Here is a 14,673-nt window from a genome sequence, read left to right as displayed (position 1 = left end):
CCCCTTCGGGGCTGGCCGGACCGGCCTGAATTGGTGCTCATAACAGGAATCGAACCTGTGACCTCTTCCTTACCAAGGAAGTGCTCTACCGACTGAGCTACATGAGCGTGGTGTATTTCATCCATCTTCCCTGATGGTGACTTCAGACCGGCGTCCTGCCGGACTCTTCATAACTTCAGCCATCTTCCCGGACGGCGGCTTCAGACCGGCGTCCTGCCGGGCCACTCAAAAACGCGTCGATCTGCGCAGTTGTCGCCTCGATCAACAGCACCCGACACTTGCAGAGCAATGGAGCGGAAGGCGGGAATCGAACCCGCGTAATCAGTTTGGAAAACTGATGTTCTACCATTGAACTACTCCCGCCTGGCGCGGAACTCTTGCTGGTGGAGGGAGGTGGATTCGAACCACCGAAGGCGTAAGCCAGCAGATTTACAGTCTGCCCCCGTTGGCCGCTTGGGTATCCCTCCAACAAAGAACGCGTATTGTGTGGATCGAGCCTCGAACTGTCAACACCTGCAGACGTGAATTTCACCTGCGACGACGTTTTTCTGCCGCCGCGTTCAGTCCGGCGAAGTGGCGTTGAGGCGAACCAGCTGCTCCATGTCCTTCGACGCCTCGAGCAGCCGCCTGGCCTGTGCCTGCAGCCTTCGCTCGGCATCGTCGCGCGGCTCCCAGTGCGGCACCGGGGTGGGCTTGCCATCCGGACTGTCCAGCGCCACGAAGACCATCACGCAGCTGGTGGCCAACCGCCGTTCGTCCTTGCGCAGGTCGCTGGCCAGCACGTCCACGGCGAGATGCATGCTCGACGTGCCGGTGTGGATCAGGCGCGCCCGCACGGTCACCAGGTCGCCGATCAGGATCGGCGCCACGAACTGGATGCCGCTGACCGAGACGGTGACGCAATAGGCGCCACTCCAAGCCACCGCACAGGCGTAGCCGGCCTGATCAATCCACTTCATCGCCATGCCGCCATGCACCTTGCCGCCGAAATTGACATCGGTGGGCTGGGCGAGGAAGCGGAAGGTCACTTCGTGCTGTTGTCCGGGCATGGGGCTGGCATCTCGTGGCTTAGTCCGTGGCGGCAATTATGCCCTGACCGCGCAGCCGCGCCCGCCCCGGTCGACACCGCTCCGTCGGCTTGCGGCCGGCTTCGCTTCATGGCTAGATGCAGCGCAGGGAAACCGGGGGAACACCAATGGTCTTGCGCAGCATCGCATCGCGGACGGCATGGTGGGTTCTGGTCGGCTCCACCCTCGTGCTCGGCGCCATCGGCGGCCTGCTGCTCGCCCTGACCCGGGCGCAGATCCTGCAACACACCCATCACGAGGCCGCCGCCCTGGCGGCCAACGCGGGCAGCCAGATCCAGGCTCGCGTCGATCGCGTCGCCGTCTCGGCGCAAATGCTTGCCGCGATCATCGCCAGCCGCCAGGACGATGCCGAACCCCTGTTGCGGGACACCCTCGCCGCCAACCTCGACATCGACGGTCTGGCCGCCGTGTTCAGGCCGCCCCTCGATCCCGCCGCCCCGCGGCCGCATTCGCCCTTCGTGAACCGCCTGGACAATGGCGCGCTGAGCAGCCGCGACCTGTCGCAGGACGCCAATCCCTACTGGAACAACAACTGGTTTCTCGGTGGCCTGGGCTGTACCGGCGGCTGCTGGCAGCGACCGTTCTTTTCGCAGTCGCGGCACCGCCAGCTGGTCAACTACTCCACCACGATCGAACGCAACGGGCACCCGATCGGCATCATCAACGCCGATGTCACGCTCAACTGGCTGCACCGGATTCTCGGCAGCCTGGACAAGCCGCCCGGCGCCTATACCTTCGTGCTGGACAGCGACGGCAATTACCTGGCGCACGACAATCCGGAACTGGTCGGCCAGCGTGGCGGCACCGCCCTGCTTGACGCGCTGGCCAGCGACCACGCCGAGTCCATGCGCCTGCCGGTGGCGCAGAATCCGCGGGCCCGGGGGCCCGTCTGGGTTTACTCCGCCCCGATCCAGGGCACCCGCTGGCGGCTCGGCCTGGTGGTGCCGGAGTACCAGATCTACGCCAGCGTGCGGCACATTTTCCTGTTGAGCCTCGCCCTGGGCCTGCTGGCCATGCTCGGCGTGGCGCTGATCACGCTGCTGACGATCCGCCGCACGATGGCGCCACTCGGCGTGCTGGCCGACCGTGCCGAGCACGTCGCCCGGGGCGAGCTCGACTTCGAGCTGCCGGCGGCCCGCCGCCCCGACGAAGTGGGTCGTCTCACCGAATCCTTCGACCAGATGCGTCGCGAACTGGCCCTGCACCTGGAGGATCTGGCCAGGGTCGCGCGCGAAAAACAGCGACTGGCCAGCGAGCTGGAGATCGCCCACCAGATCCAGCTCGGCCTGCTGCCGAATGCGCACTACCTGGATGCCGTCTGCGCGCAATTCGAACTGCACGCCGCGCTGCATCCCGCGCGAGCGGTTGGCGGCGATCTGTACAGCTATTTCATGCTCGACCCGCAGCGCTTTTTCGTGATGGTCGGCGACGTCTCGGACAAGGGCATCCCGGCCGCCCTGTTCATGGCGCAGACCATCACCCTGGCCAAGGCGCTGGCGCCACGCGCCCAGACGCCGCAGAACCTGCTGCGGCTGCTCAACCTCGAACTGTGCCGCGGCAACGACAGCTGCATGTTCGTCACCCTGCTGTGCGGCCTGCTGAACACCGGCAGTGGCAACCTGGTGCTGGCCAGCGCCGGCCACGAGCCACCGATCCTGTGTGGCCGCGGCGCGCCACTGGTGCTGGAGTTCCCCACCGGCGCCGTGCTCGGCCTGTACGAGGATTCGGATTACCCGGAACATGTCCTGCGCCTGGGCCGGGGCGAAACGCTGCTGATGTATACCGACGGCATCACCGAAGCCAGCGACCACGACGAGCGGATGTACGGCATCGAACGCACCGTGGAGAGTCTCGCGCAAGTCCCGCCGACGGCGGCCACGGCCGCCTACATCGAGCGCCTGCTGGGCGACGTGGATCGGTTCGTGGCCGATGCCCCGCAGGCTGACGACATCACCCTGCTGGCACTGAGCTGGCACGGCTCGGTGCTCAAGACCACCGAGATGACGCTCGACAACCGATTGCCGGATGTCTTCGCCGCACTCGACCGCTGCGAGCAGTTGCTGCAGGATGCCGGCACCCCGGTTGCGTTGTGCGGCGACATGCGCCTGGTGCTGGAGGAGCTGATGGTCAACACGGTCGAATACGGCTATCCCGATGGCCAGACCGGCCAGATCCGCCTGCGGCTGCAGCCTCTGGCGGACGCCGTCGCGGTCGAGCTGATCGATGACGGCGTGGCCTTCGACCCGTTGCAGTCCGCCGATCCCGTCCTCACCGGTGACCTGGCCGATCGCGAGCGGGTGGGCGGCCTCGGCATCCATCTCGCGCGCACCATGACCGACGAAATGCGCTATACACGGGACGCACAAGGCAACCACCTGCTGCTTCGCTTCGCCTACCCGACCCAGGATGGATCTTCGCCATGACGCTCAGCCTGCACAGTGAATTTTCCGCCCCCGATCGCGCCGTCGTGCACGTCGGCGGCCGCCTCGACGCGATGACCTTCGGCGAACTCGACGAGGCCATGCTCGCCCTGCTCCCGCAGCTGCCGGACGGCGGCACCGTGGTAATCGACCTGACCGGGCTCACCTACATCAGCAGCGCCGGCTTGCGCAGCTTCGCCAAGGTCCGCAAGACGATGCGCGCCCACGGCGGCCACACCCTGCTGCTGAATCCGCAGCCGCAGGTGCGCAAGGTGTTCGACATCGTCAAGGCGGTGCCGGTGAACGAGGTGTTCACCAGCACGCAGGAGCTCGACGCCTATCTGGACCGCATGCAGCGGCAGATCACCGAAGGCGACGACGAGGCCTGACCGATGCTGCTCAAGGCATGGGCCGCGGCAGCGCCAGCGGATCGTTGTCGTAGATCGCCACGTGCGGCATGCCGTCGGCGCCGATCCACCCCCGGTACATGCCCTCGGTGTTGAATGGCATCGCCACGCTGCCGTCGGCGCCCAGGATGATTGCGCCGCCGTCGCCGCCCATCTGCGGGATCTCGTCGTTGATCACCGCCTTGCCGGCCTGTGTCGCCGATTCGTGCAGTTCGGTCATGCGCAGGCATATCTCGCGCGCCGCCGAAACGCGTATGTAGTACTCGCCCCAGCCCGTGCCGGATACCGCGCAGGCCACGTTCGCATAGGTGCCCGCGCCCACGATCGGCGAATCGCCGACCCGGCCGTAGCGCTTGTCGGTCATCCCGCCGGTCGAGGTGCCGGCAGCCAGGCGGCCCTGGCTGTCGCGCGCCACGGCGCCGACGGTGCCGAAATGCTTCAGCGCGCGCAGCCGTTCGGGCAGCGACACGCCCGCAGCGTCTTGCTTCAGAGCCTTCTGCAGTTCCAGCCAGCGCCGCCCGGTGCGGAAGTACGCCGGATCAACCAGCTCGAATCCCTGCTCCGTGGCGAATTTTTCCGCGCCGTCGCCGACCATCATCACGTGCGGCGAATGCTCCATCACCGCGCGCGCCAGCAGGATCGGATGCTTCACGCGATGAACCTCCGCCACCGCGCCGGCGGCCATCGTCGAGCCGTCCATGATCGAGGCGTCCAGCTCGTTCCGGCCGTCATGGGTGAACACCGCTCCCCTGCCGGCGTTGAACAGCGGATCGTCCTCCAGCACGGCGATCGCAGCCGTCACCGCGTCGGTAGCGGCCTTGCCGGCCTTGAGCTGCGCATAGCCCTTGCGCAACGCCAGCTCCATCGCCGCACGGGCGCCTGCTTCGATCTGCGGCGTCATGCCTGCCCGCTCCACGCCCGCGCCGCCGTGGATCACCAGCAGCGGCGGATGCTCGCCGCGCAGGGTCAGTTCGCCATCGCGCACGTCGGCGACGGCTTCGAACACCGGCCGCTCGACCGCGAGACGCTTCAGGTCGATCCGGCTTTGCGTACCCACGCCGGTGACGCGCGTGCCCGGGTAGTCGAGCGGCTTGCCGGCAGCGATTCGTTCCGGCTTGCCCTGCGGCTGCACCAGCCAGGCGAAGCCGTTGTCAATGGTGAACAGCCGGCCGATGCCATCGCCGTCCACGCACAGCGCCGCATCCTGATCCACGCCGAGGCCGACGATGTCGGCATGGCCCGCATGGCGCAGGTTGGCCACGAACGCAATCAGTCGGCCGAGCCGGTCGCGGGCGTGGAAGTGGGTGTCGGTGATCACCCGCTGCATGTTGGGCAGGTGCATGAAATCGCCGACCAGGGTCATCGCCTTGCCCAGCGGGTCGTGCATCGCCTCCTTCGAGGTGATGCTGCCGCCATCCATCGCGCCATAAGCGTAGGCACCGAGGATGGCCAGTCCGGCGCTGGTGCCGCCGATCGGCTTGCCCTGCGCCACGTGCCCGTTCAACAGCGCGCCCAGCGGCGTGCCCTTCCAGAACCGCACGTAATTGGCCTGGTCGCCGCCGGCGATGAAGATGCCGTCCGCGTGCCGCACGATGTCCAGTACCCGTGGATCGCTGGCGGCGGCGCGATCGTGGAAGACCAGCGTCTGCACCGAGGTCACGCCGCCGACTTCGTTGAACAGCTCCTTCTGCATGCCGTCGTCGCCGGAGGCGCGCAGTATCACGAAATGCCCGTGGCCGCCCTTCGCGGCAAACCAGGCGAACGCCTTGTGCGGCCACTCCCCGCCGCCCATCAGCATCAGCGCCGGCTCGGTCGCGGCGGGGCGAGCCGCCTCCGGATGGCCGATCCGGTAGTACTCGTAGCCAGGGCGCGCAGCGGCATCCGGCACACCCGCCTGCGCCACCGCCAGCCACGGCGCAAGCAACAGGACGAGCAGGCAAAGCAGAGGGCGCGGCAGCGCGGCGAAGCGCTCGAGCAAGGTCGTCATCGGGGGCTCTCCGGGCAGTTCCGCCCACGCAAACAGCGGGCGCACACCTGATCCGTGACGAAGCTGGGCGCACGATCCCCCATGCCTTCGCACACGGTGTTTCCCGCCGCCATTGGCGCTATCGTCGCCAGCGTGGACGACTCCCTCAACAACTGGTTTGCCCGCGAAATCCTCGTGCACGAAGGCGCGCTGATGCGTTACCTGTTGCGCAGCTGGTTCCATCGCGACGAGATCCACGACCTGCGCCAGGAGATCTACGTGCGCGTCTACGAGGCCGCGGCGAAGGCGCGTCCCGCGCAACCGAAGTCCTTCATGTTCACCACCGCGCGCCACCTGATGACCGATCGCCTGCGCCGCAGCCGGGTCGTCTCGATCGATGCCGTGGGTGATCTGGACGCGCTGAACGTCCTGATAGACGAGTTGTCGCCGGAACACCGGATGAGCGCGCGGCAGGAACTGCGGCACCTGGCCAGCGCCTTCGATCGCCTGCCCGACCGTTGCCGGGAAGTGGTCTGGCTGCGCCGGGTCGAGGAACTGTCGCAGAAGCAGGTCGCGGCACGCATGGGCATCAGCGAAAAAACCGTGGAAAAGCAGATCGCCAAGGGCTCGCGCCTGATCGCCGAATACTTCTACGGCGGCACGCCAATGCATCGCGCGCGCCGCGACCGGATCATGGAAGCCAATGACGGGAACGGACATGGCCAGCAGCAGGGAGATTGAGCAGGTCGCCGCTGCCTGGCTGGCGCGACGCGACGCCGGCGGCTGGAGCGCGCGCGACCAGCAGCAGCTCGACGCCTGGCTGGATGAGGCGGTCGCGCACCAGGTCGCCTTCCTCCGGCTGGATGCGGCGTGGCGGCAAAGCGGCCGGCTGCAGGCGCTGGGCGCCGGCATGGTGCCGGGCGTGGTGCCCGCACGCGGCAGTTGGGCGCACGCCTCGCATGGCGAAGACGAGACCCCCGCCAGGACGCGGGATCGCGCCGAGCCGGAACGAGGCAGCCGCGCGGGATCGCACCGCTGGCTGCGCCTGTTCGCGGCGGCGGCGACGCTCGCCCTGGTCGTGTCGCTGGCGCTGGGCTGGCGCCATTACACCGCGGTCGACCAGGCTTCCTACCGGACCGCGATCGGCGGCTTGCAGGAGGTGCCGCTGGCCGACGGCTCGACCGTCACGCTGAGCAGCGACAGCCGCATGCTGGTCACCCTGTCGCACGGCGAACGCCACATCGACCTGCAGCGTGGCGAGGCGTTCTTTGCCGTGGCCAAGGATCACGCCCGGCCCTTCGTGGTCAGCACCGGCAGCCGCCGGGTGATTGCCGTGGGCACCCGCTTCGCCGTGCGCCGCGACGCCGCCGACCTGCGCGTGGTGGTGACCCAGGGGCTGGTGCGGCTGGAATCGGACAACCGGTCCGACGGCGAACGCCAGCCCACCACCTTGCTGCCCGCCGGCAGCATCGCCACGGCCAGCGATGCCGGCGTGGTGGTGCGCTCCGGCCCGGTCCAGCAGGCCGAGGAATACCTCAGCTGGCGCAGCGGCTTCGTCAGCTTTCACGACACGCCCCTGGCCACCGCCGCCGCCGAGTTCAACCGCTACAACATGCGCAAGATCGTGATCGGCGACGCCAGCGTGGGCACCATGCGGGTGGGCGGCAACTTCCGCTGGTCCAACACCGACGCCTTCGTGCGCCTGCTGGCCCAGGGCTTCCCGATCAGGGCACAGCAGCAGGGCGACAACATCGTGCTGCGCCACCGCTGAGAGGTTGGGAGTTTTTCAAACTCTCGGCCGGCCATTGCGAGGGCATGGATGCCCGAGTTGAGGCAATGCAGGAGCAGTTGCCCGAGGACCAGGCATGAAGCAGTCACGCAAGTGATTGTTCACAGACTCTGAGATTCGCGCGCGAGGGGGGATTTGCCGCAGCCGTTCGTCCCGGCTTTCACATGGCGCGCATCGCGTGCGCCCACCTGGGGAGAGGTGACCATGGTTCGTTCGCTACGCGGCATGCTGTTCGTGATGGCCTGTTCGGTGTCGGCCTTCGCCTCGGCCCAGGGCAATGCGGTCCGGCAGATCGACATTCCCGCCGGTGAGCTGGTCACCGCGCTGGACAGCCTGGCGCGCCAGTCCGGCGCCCAGTTCATCTATCAGGCGGATCAGCTGAAGGGCCTGCGCACCGGCGGCGTGCACGGCACGCTTTCGGCCGACCAGGCGCTGGGTCGCCTGCTCGCCGGCACCGGCTTCACTGTCCACCGCGACGACTCCGGCGCCGTCGTCATCGTGAAGGGTGCCAGTCAGTCGGTTCGACCGGCTTCGTCGGCCACGCCGGCCGGCAGTCGCGGCGGCGCGAGCGCGGACCCGCAGGAAGCCACCCGGCTGGACGAAATCCAGGTCACCGGCTCGCGCATCCCCCGTGCCCAGGTCGAAGGGCCGGCGCCGGTCACCGTGATCACCGCCAACGACATCAAGGCCAGCGGATTTGCCAGCGTGCCCGACGTGATGCGCGCGATCACCCAGAACAGCGGCGAGACGCAGAGCCAGCAGTCCTCCAGCGGCGCCGACTTCTCGCCCGGCGCCGAGGAGGTCGACCTGCGCGGACTCGGCCCCAACCACACCCTGGTACTGGTCAACGGCCGCCGCATCGCCGACTTTCCGATGCCGTTCAAGGGCCGCAGCAACTTCACCGATGTCTCCAACATCCCGATCGGCATGATCGACCGCATCGAGGTGCTCACCGGCAGCGCCTCGGCGGTGTACGGTTCGGACGCGATTTCCGGCGTGGTGAACTTCATCCTGAAGGACCACGCCGACGGCACCACCATCGACCTGCGCTACGGCGACACCACCCGCGGCGGCGGCGCCTCGACCAAGCTGAACTTTTCCACCGGCTTCTCGCACGACGATTTCAACCTGGTATTCGGTGCCGAGCTGATCGACCAGAAGCCGCTGTGGGCGTACGACCGAAAGATCCAGGATTCCACCGCCGACGCGCCCACCGAACGCTCGCAGGTGCCGCGGCGCACCTTTCTCAACGGCGACTGGAACGACGACTACATCGATCCGGGCCAGGCCACCTGCGATGCGCTGGGCTACCTCAACGGCGGCACCACGGTGTACGCGAATCGTCCGCGCTACGGCAATTTCTGCGGCAGCGCGGAGTCGATCGGCTACGGCACCATCCTCAGCCAGCGCCGCGGCATCAACACCTACACCTCGGCCAACCTGAAGATCAACGACAACCTGAGCTGGTTCGGCGACATGCAGCTGGGCTGGAGCAAGGTCGAGCTGTTCCGCGACGTCGAGCAGTGGAATTACCAGGCGCCCGACGGCAACGAGGACGGCTACTTCTACAACGCCCACAGCGGCGGCATCGAGAACTGGTATCGCCAGTTCACGCCCGAGGAAATGGGCGGCCTCGGCCGCGGCATGATCGAGAACACCCAGAAGACCTTCAGCCTCACCACCGGCCTCAAGGGCACGTTCGGCCAGGCCTGGGATTACGAGGCCTCGGTGAGCCACTCGCAGTACAAGGCGCTGATCAGCTGGCCGCAGACCGTCGCCTCGAAGGCGAATGACCTCTACCTCGGCCCGCAGCTCGGCGTGGACGCCGACAGCGGCCTGCCGATCTTCGACGCCGACCCGAGCCGCCTGTACACGCCGCTGAGCCGCGCCGAATACGACTCGATCACCGCTCGCACCAACTACCACCCCGAGTCGCGCAGCGACACGCTGGCGTTCACCCTGACCAACACCGAGCTGTTCAGCCTGCCCGCCGGGCCAGCCGGTTTTGCCGGCGTGGTCGAGTACGGCAACCAGTCCTACGACCTCAAGCCCGACCCGCTGGCCACCCAGTATTACTACTACAGCTGGAAGGACTCCGACGGCCACGGCAGCCGCAACCGCTGGGCCGCCGCCAGCGAACTGCGCATGCCGCTGCTGGATTCGCTCAACTGGAGCGTGGCCGGCCGCTATGACCAGTATCGCTTCTCCGGCCACAAGACCGGCAAGCTGACCTGGAGCACCGGCCTGGAATGGCGCCCGCTGGATACCCTGCTGGTGCGCGGCTCCTACGGCACCGCATTTCGCGCGCCGGACCTGCATTACGTCTACGCCGGCATCGGCAACGACGAGACGTCGGGCAACGACTATTACCGCTGCCGCACCGAGGAGCCCGGCGTCGACATCACCGACTGCGACTATTCCGACGAGGGCCTGATCCGCACACGCCAGGGCAATCGCGACCTGGATTCCGAAACCAGCACCTCGTGGACCGGCGGCTTCGTCTGGTCGCCCACGCCGAACCTGGATTTCTCGATCGACTATTTCAACATCCGCATGCAGAACCAGGTGCAGGACCTCAGCACCGATCGCATCCTGCAACTGGAAGCCAGCTGCCGCATCGGCAGCGACGTGAACGGCAACGCGGTGGATGCGAATTCGCCCAGCTGCATCGACGCGATATCGCGGGTCAACCGCTACCCCGCGGACAGCGCGGTCGACCCGGGCGGTCTGTACGGCATCTTCGTCAACCCGATCAACGTCGCCAACGAGCGCACCAGCGGCGTCGACGTCAGCAGCCATTACAAGCTGGAAACCGCGATCGGCACGTTCCGCTTCAGCGGCAACTACACCTGGACGCGCAACCACCTGTTCCAGCAATACCCGGGCGATCCGACCCTGGACGAACTGGCGGTCAACAGCGGTTTCGACATTCCCCGCGAGAAGACCAGCGCCAGCGTGTCGTGGGAACGCAAGGCCTGGTCGGCGACGCTGTTCGGCTCGCGCCTGGGCCGACTGCCGAACTCCGACTCCTACGACCAGATCGTCGACACCGACGCCGGTGAGGCCGCCTGGGTGCACGCCACCTATCGCTACAACGCCACGCTGCAATACAAGTTCAGCGACCACGCGCAGCTGTCGCTTGCCGTCGACAACCTGTTCGACAAGCTGCCGCCGCGCGATCCCAGCTACACCGCCTATCCGTATTACGACGTGTCCTGGTTCGACGCCGCCGGCCGCAGCTACTTCCTGCAGTTCACCTGGAAGCTCCGCGGCAGCGCGCTCTGAACCGCACAAAAAAACAGCGCACCGGAGTGCGCTGTTTTCGCGACGGGTGGAACCGCGTCAGACGTTGAACAGGAAGTGCAGCACGTCGCCGTCCTTGACGATGTATTCCTTGCCTTCCTTGCGCAGTCGGCCGGCCGCGGCGGCGCCGGCTTCACCCTTGTACTGGATGAAGTCGTCGTAGCTGATCGTCTCGGCGCGGATGAAGCCCTTCTCGAAATCGCTGTGGATCACGCCCGCCGCCTGCGGCGCGCTGGACCCACGACGCAACTGCCAGGCACGCACTTCCTTCACCCCGGCGGTGAAATAGGTCTGCAGGTCGAGCAATTTGTAACCCGCGCGGATCACCCGGTTCAGGCCCGGCTCGTCCAGGCCCATGTCCTTCAGGAATTCGTCGCGGTCGGCGTCGTCGAGCTGCGCCATCTCCTCCTCGATCGCGGCGCACACCGGCACCACTTCGGCACCCTCGGTGGCGGCACGCTCGCGCACGGCATCCAGCAGCGGGTTGTTCTCGAAGCCGTCGTCGGGGACGTTGGCGATGTACATCAGCGGCTTCAGGGTCAACAGGAACAGGTCGCGCACCAGCGCCTTCTCCTCCTCGTCCAGGCCGAGGCTACGCGCGGACTTGCCTTCGTTGAGGCCGGCCGACAATTTCTGCAGCACCGGCTTGCGCGCCAGCGCTTCCTTGTCGTTGGCCTTGGCCGCGCGCTCGGCGCGGTTCAGCGCCTTGTCCACCGACTCCAGGTCGGCCAGCGCCAGCTCAGTGTCGATGGTCTCGATGTCGGCGATCGGGTCGACCTTGCCAGCCACGTGGATCACGTCACCCTCGAAGCAGCGCACCACGTGGGCGATCGCGTCGACCTCGCGGATGTGCGCCAGGAACTTGTTGCCCAGGCCCTCGCCCTTCGACGCGCCAGCCACCAGGCCGGCGATGTCGACGAACTCCACCGCGGTCGGAATCACCTTCTGCGGGTTGACGATCCCGGACAGCGCGTTCAGCCGCGGGTCCGGCACCGGCACCACGCCGACATTCGGCTCGATCGTGCAGAACGGGAAATTCGCCGCCGCGATGCCCGCCTTGGTCAGCGCGTTGAACAGGGTGGACTTGCCGACATTGGGCAGACCGACGATGCCGCATTTGATGCCCATGGATGTGATTCCGGGAATAGGGAATGGGGAATCGGGAATAGGAGAAGCAGGAATCGGGCTTTGGCTTTTGACCATTCCCGATTCCCCATTCCCTATTCCCGGCTATTCGTATGCAACTGCTTCATTGCCTTCTCGAACTGGCCTTCCACCGCCAGCGGCAGCACGTCCAGGGAGCGGGCGATGCCGTCGAGGATCGCGTCCTCGTCCGTGGCCGACGGCCGGCCCAGTACCCAGGGCGTGACCTGGTCGCGGTGGCCGGGATGACCGATGCCCACGCGCAGGCGATGGAACTTGCCGTGGCCGAGATGGGCCATGATGTCGCGCAGGCCGTTCTGGCCACCGTGGCCGCCGTCGAATTTCATCCGCACGGTGCCCGCAGGAAGATCCAGGTCGTCGTGCGCGACCAGACATTGTTCGGGTTCGATCTTGTAGTAGCGCAGCGCCGAAACCACGGCGATGCCGCTCTTGTTCATGAAAGTGGCCGGCTTCAGCAGCCAGACCGGATCGCCACCCAGGCGCACCCGGCAGCTCTCGCCGCGCAGCTTGCCATCGAAGGCGAAGCGCTCGCCCTGCCCGCTGGCGAGGGCGTCAACTAGCCAGAACCCGGCGTTGTGCCGGGTTCTGAGGTATTCGGCACCGGGGTTGCCCAGTCCGACAATGAGTCGCAAACCAGCCATGAGCGACCAGCCACATGATCCCGCGCCCTCGCGGACGCGGGATCACACGACTTACTTCTTGTCGCCAGCCGGCTTGGCGGCAGCCTTGGCAGGCTTGGCCGCGGCGGCCTTGTTCGCTTCGGCCTCGGCCTCGGCGGCAGCGTCTTCGGCGGCATCCGCAGCGCTTTCCTTGACCACGTTCACCGTGACCACGGCAGCGTCATGCGCCTCGCCCAGCTGCAACGCGGGCAGTTCCACGTTGGCCGGCAGCTTCAGCTGCGACAGGTGGATGATGTCGCCGGCGACCAGCTCGCCCAGGTCCAGCTCGATGTAGGCAGGCAGGTCCTTCGGCAGGCAGCTGACTTCCACTTCGGTCAGGTTGTGCGAGATCACCACGCCGGAGGTCTTGCCCGCGGGCGACTTTTCCTGGTTCAGGAAGTGCAGCGGCACGTTGGCGCGCAGCTTGGCGTTCTCGTCGATGCGCAGGAAGTCCATGTGCATCATCAGCTGCTTGAACGGATGCTTCTGCCAGTCACGCACCAGCACCTTCTGCACCTTGCCGTCGACGTTGAGGTCGAGCACCGAGGAGAAGAACCACTCGTTCTTGGCGGCAAGCAGGACGGTGTTGTGTTCGATCTGGATGCTTTCCGGCGGCTGGCCGGCGCCGTAGACAACGGCAGGCACGAAAGCGGCATGACGCAGGCGGCGGCTCGCACCTTTCCCCTCGTCCTTGCGGCTCTGCGCCTTGATTTCATGAGTCTTGGTCATTTCATTACTACCTGGTTTGTGTTTGCCGCCTCGCGGCGGCTGAGTGACTTCCCCGCGACCAGGGAAGACGGTTGAGCCGGGAATGGAGAATCGGGAATGGAGAATCGTCGAGCGCGCAAGCCGTGCTTTTACAATTCCCTATTCCCGATTCCCCATCCCCGTAGATGTCAATCCACGTACAGCGAACTCACCGACTCGCCGAAGGCGATACGGCGAATGGTTTCGGCCAGCAGCTCGGCGACCGACAGCTGGCGGATCTTGGCGCAGGCCCTGGCTTCAGGGCGCAGCGGCAAGGTGTTGGTGACCACCAGCTGGTCGAGCTGGGAGTTCTCGATGTTGCTGATCGCCGCGCCCGACAGCACCGGGTGCACGCAGTAGGCGACCACCTTGCGGGCGCCGCGCTCCTTGAGGGCAGCAGCCGCCGCGCACAGCGTGCCGGCGGTGTCGACGATGTCGTCGACCATCACGCAGGTCTTGCCGTCCACGTCGCCGATGATGTTCATCACGGTCGACACGTTGGCACGCGGCCGGCGCTTGTCGATGATCGCCAGGTCCGCGTCGTCCAGCCGCTTGGCGATCGCGCGGGCGCGCACCACGCCACCCACGTCCGGGCTGACCACGATCAGGTCGTCCATGCTGTGGCTGCGCCAGATGTCGGCCAGCAGCACCGGCGAGGCGTAGACGTTGTCGACCGGCATGTCGAAGAAGCCCTGGATCTGGTCGGCGTGCAGATCCACCGTCAGTACCCGGTCCACGCCCGCGGCGCCGATCATGCGGGCAGCCAGCTTGGCGGTGATCGGCACCCGCGCCGAACGCGGCCGGCGATCCTGCCGGGCATAACCGAAGTACGGCATCACCGCGGTGACACTGGCCGCGGAGGCGCGCTTCAGCGCGTCGGTCAGCGCCAGCAGCTCGAACAGGTTGACCGCGCTGGGCGCGCCCGTCGGCTGGATCACGAACACTTCCTGCCGGCGTACGTTCTCCTCGATCTCGATCTGCACTTCGCCGTCGCTGAACGTGCCGACCAGCGCCTTGCCCAGCGGCACGCCCAGGCGATGGGCGACATCCTCGGCCAGGGCACGATGTGCGTTACCGGTAAACAGCATCATCGGGGTGGACGTGTCCACAGGAGTTACCTCGAAAACTTG

General features: G+C 66.8%; 11 protein-coding genes, 3 tRNA genes and 1 pseudogene. 5 read left to right on the top strand and 10 right to left on the bottom strand.

What is annotated here, in order from left to right; translation table 11 throughout:
• Positions 1–31: 31 nt before the first annotated feature.
• The 4 genes from ABNK63_RS04700 to ABNK63_RS04685 all read right to left on the bottom strand — a co-directional run bounded on the left by ABNK63_RS04700 (position 32) and on the right by ABNK63_RS04685 (position 1,049).
• Positions 32–107: transfer RNA gene (locus ABNK63_RS04700), tRNA-Thr, on the bottom strand.
• A 182-nt stretch (positions 108–289) separates the two neighbouring features.
• Positions 290–363, bottom strand: a tRNA-Gly gene (locus ABNK63_RS04695).
• Positions 364–381: 18 nt separating this feature from the next.
• Positions 382–467 (bottom strand) — tRNA-Tyr (locus ABNK63_RS04690).
• Between the two features lie 93 nt (positions 468–560).
• Positions 561–1,049: an acyl-CoA thioesterase gene (locus ABNK63_RS04685; protein WP_007806863.1), complete on the bottom strand. Its 489-nt coding sequence runs from the start codon at positions 1,047–1,049 to the stop codon at positions 561–563.
• Between the two features lie 146 nt (positions 1,050–1,195).
• On the opposite strand from ABNK63_RS04685, the gene ABNK63_RS04680 reads away from it, so the two are divergent.
• On the top strand, positions 1,196–3,511 hold the full coding sequence (locus tag ABNK63_RS04680) for a SpoIIE family protein phosphatase (protein WP_350016833.1): 2,316 nt from the start codon (positions 1,196–1,198) through the stop codon (positions 3,509–3,511).
• Positions 3,508–3,897, top strand: coding sequence for an STAS domain-containing protein (locus tag ABNK63_RS04675; protein ID WP_007806868.1), 390 nt, complete (start codon positions 3,508–3,510; stop codon positions 3,895–3,897). The genes ABNK63_RS04680 and ABNK63_RS04675 overlap by 4 nt, the downstream gene beginning before the upstream one ends.
• A 10-nt stretch (positions 3,898–3,907) precedes the next feature.
• Here ABNK63_RS04675 and ABNK63_RS04670 read toward each other — a convergent pair whose 3' ends face one another.
• Together ABNK63_RS04670 and ABNK63_RS04665 are read right to left on the bottom strand one after the other, a co-directional pair.
• The gene (locus ABNK63_RS04670; protein WP_238530905.1) at positions 3,908–4,921 is read right to left on the bottom strand and encodes an isoaspartyl peptidase/L-asparaginase; all 1,014 of its coding nucleotides are present in this window, start codon (positions 4,919–4,921) and stop codon (positions 3,908–3,910) included.
• A gap of 228 nt (positions 4,922–5,149) precedes the next feature.
• Positions 5,150–5,608, bottom strand: a pseudogene (locus tag ABNK63_RS04665) (cyanophycinase); the annotation flags it as partial.
• A 426-nt stretch (positions 5,609–6,034) separates the two neighbouring features.
• Between ABNK63_RS04665 and ABNK63_RS04660 the strand changes: the two are divergent.
• The 3 genes from ABNK63_RS04660 to ABNK63_RS04650 all read left to right on the top strand — a co-directional run bounded on the left by ABNK63_RS04660 (position 6,035) and on the right by ABNK63_RS04650 (position 10,955).
• The gene (locus tag ABNK63_RS04660; RefSeq protein WP_157582003.1) at positions 6,035–6,622 is read left to right on the top strand and encodes a sigma-70 family RNA polymerase sigma factor; all 588 of its coding nucleotides are present in this window, start codon (positions 6,035–6,037) and stop codon (positions 6,620–6,622) included.
• Positions 6,600–7,652 (top strand): FecR domain-containing protein, encoded by a 1,053-nt coding sequence (locus ABNK63_RS04655; RefSeq protein ID WP_350016832.1) that lies wholly within the window; start codon positions 6,600–6,602, stop codon positions 7,650–7,652. Before ABNK63_RS04660 ends, ABNK63_RS04655 begins: the two co-directional genes overlap by 23 nt.
• A 222-nt stretch (positions 7,653–7,874) precedes the next feature.
• Positions 7,875–10,955 carry a TonB-dependent receptor gene (locus ABNK63_RS04650; protein ID WP_350016831.1) on the top strand — a complete coding sequence of 1,027 codons (3,081 nt, stop codon included), beginning with the start codon at positions 7,875–7,877 and terminating at the stop codon, positions 10,953–10,955.
• A gap of 57 nt (positions 10,956–11,012) precedes the next feature.
• Here the strand turns inward: ABNK63_RS04650 and ychF are convergent, their stop codons facing one another.
• The 4 genes from ychF to ABNK63_RS04630 all read right to left on the bottom strand — a co-directional run bounded on the left by ychF (position 11,013) and on the right by ABNK63_RS04630 (position 14,634).
• On the bottom strand, positions 11,013–12,101 hold the full coding sequence (ychF, locus tag ABNK63_RS04645; RefSeq protein WP_007806880.1) for a redox-regulated ATPase YchF: 1,089 nt from the start codon (positions 12,099–12,101) through the stop codon (positions 11,013–11,015).
• A gap of 92 nt (positions 12,102–12,193) precedes the next feature.
• Positions 12,194–12,778, bottom strand: a complete 585-nt coding sequence (pth, locus tag ABNK63_RS04640; RefSeq protein ID WP_350016830.1) for an aminoacyl-tRNA hydrolase — start codon at positions 12,776–12,778, stop codon at positions 12,194–12,196.
• Positions 12,779–12,829: 51 nt separating this feature from the next.
• Positions 12,830–13,525 (bottom strand): 50S ribosomal protein L25/general stress protein Ctc, encoded by a 696-nt coding sequence (locus tag ABNK63_RS04635; protein ID WP_350016829.1) that lies wholly within the window; start codon positions 13,523–13,525, stop codon positions 12,830–12,832.
• A gap of 167 nt (positions 13,526–13,692) precedes the next feature.
• Positions 13,693–14,634 carry a ribose-phosphate diphosphokinase gene (locus ABNK63_RS04630; protein WP_193385056.1) on the bottom strand — a complete coding sequence of 314 codons (942 nt, stop codon included), beginning with the start codon at positions 14,632–14,634 and terminating at the stop codon, positions 13,693–13,695.
• Between the last annotated feature and the right edge of the window lie 39 nt (positions 14,635–14,673).

The sequence above is a fragment of the Rhodanobacter sp. IGA1.0 genome, from assembly GCF_040208325.1.
In the GTDB taxonomy this organism is placed as follows: domain Bacteria; phylum Pseudomonadota; class Gammaproteobacteria; order Xanthomonadales; family Rhodanobacteraceae; genus Rhodanobacter; species Rhodanobacter spathiphylli.
This window is presented reverse-complemented; position numbering and strand designations above follow the sequence as displayed.

Coding starts and splice junctions, on each gene's coding strand:
- ABNK63_RS04630 (WP_193385056.1), bottom strand. CDS start 14,634: ATGATGCTGTTTACCGGTAACGCACATCGTGCCCTGGCCGAGGATGTC.
- ABNK63_RS04655 (WP_350016832.1), top strand. CDS start 6,600: ATGGCCAGCAGCAGGGAGATTGAGCAGGTCGCCGCTGCCTGGCTGGCG.
- ychF (WP_007806880.1), bottom strand. CDS start 12,101: ATGGGCATCAAATGCGGCATCGTCGGTCTGCCCAATGTCGGCAAGTCC.
- ABNK63_RS04635 (WP_350016829.1), bottom strand. CDS start 13,525: ATGACCAAGACTCATGAAATCAAGGCGCAGAGCCGCAAGGACGAGGGG.
- ABNK63_RS04680 (WP_350016833.1), top strand. CDS start 1,196: ATGGTCTTGCGCAGCATCGCATCGCGGACGGCATGGTGGGTTCTGGTC.
- ABNK63_RS04650 (WP_350016831.1), top strand. CDS start 7,875: ATGGTTCGTTCGCTACGCGGCATGCTGTTCGTGATGGCCTGTTCGGTG.
- ABNK63_RS04685 (WP_007806863.1), bottom strand. CDS start 1,049: ATGCCCGGACAACAGCACGAAGTGACCTTCCGCTTCCTCGCCCAGCCC.
- ABNK63_RS04675 (WP_007806868.1), top strand. CDS start 3,508: ATGACGCTCAGCCTGCACAGTGAATTTTCCGCCCCCGATCGCGCCGTC.
- pth (WP_350016830.1), bottom strand. CDS start 12,778: ATGGCTGGTTTGCGACTCATTGTCGGACTGGGCAACCCCGGTGCCGAA.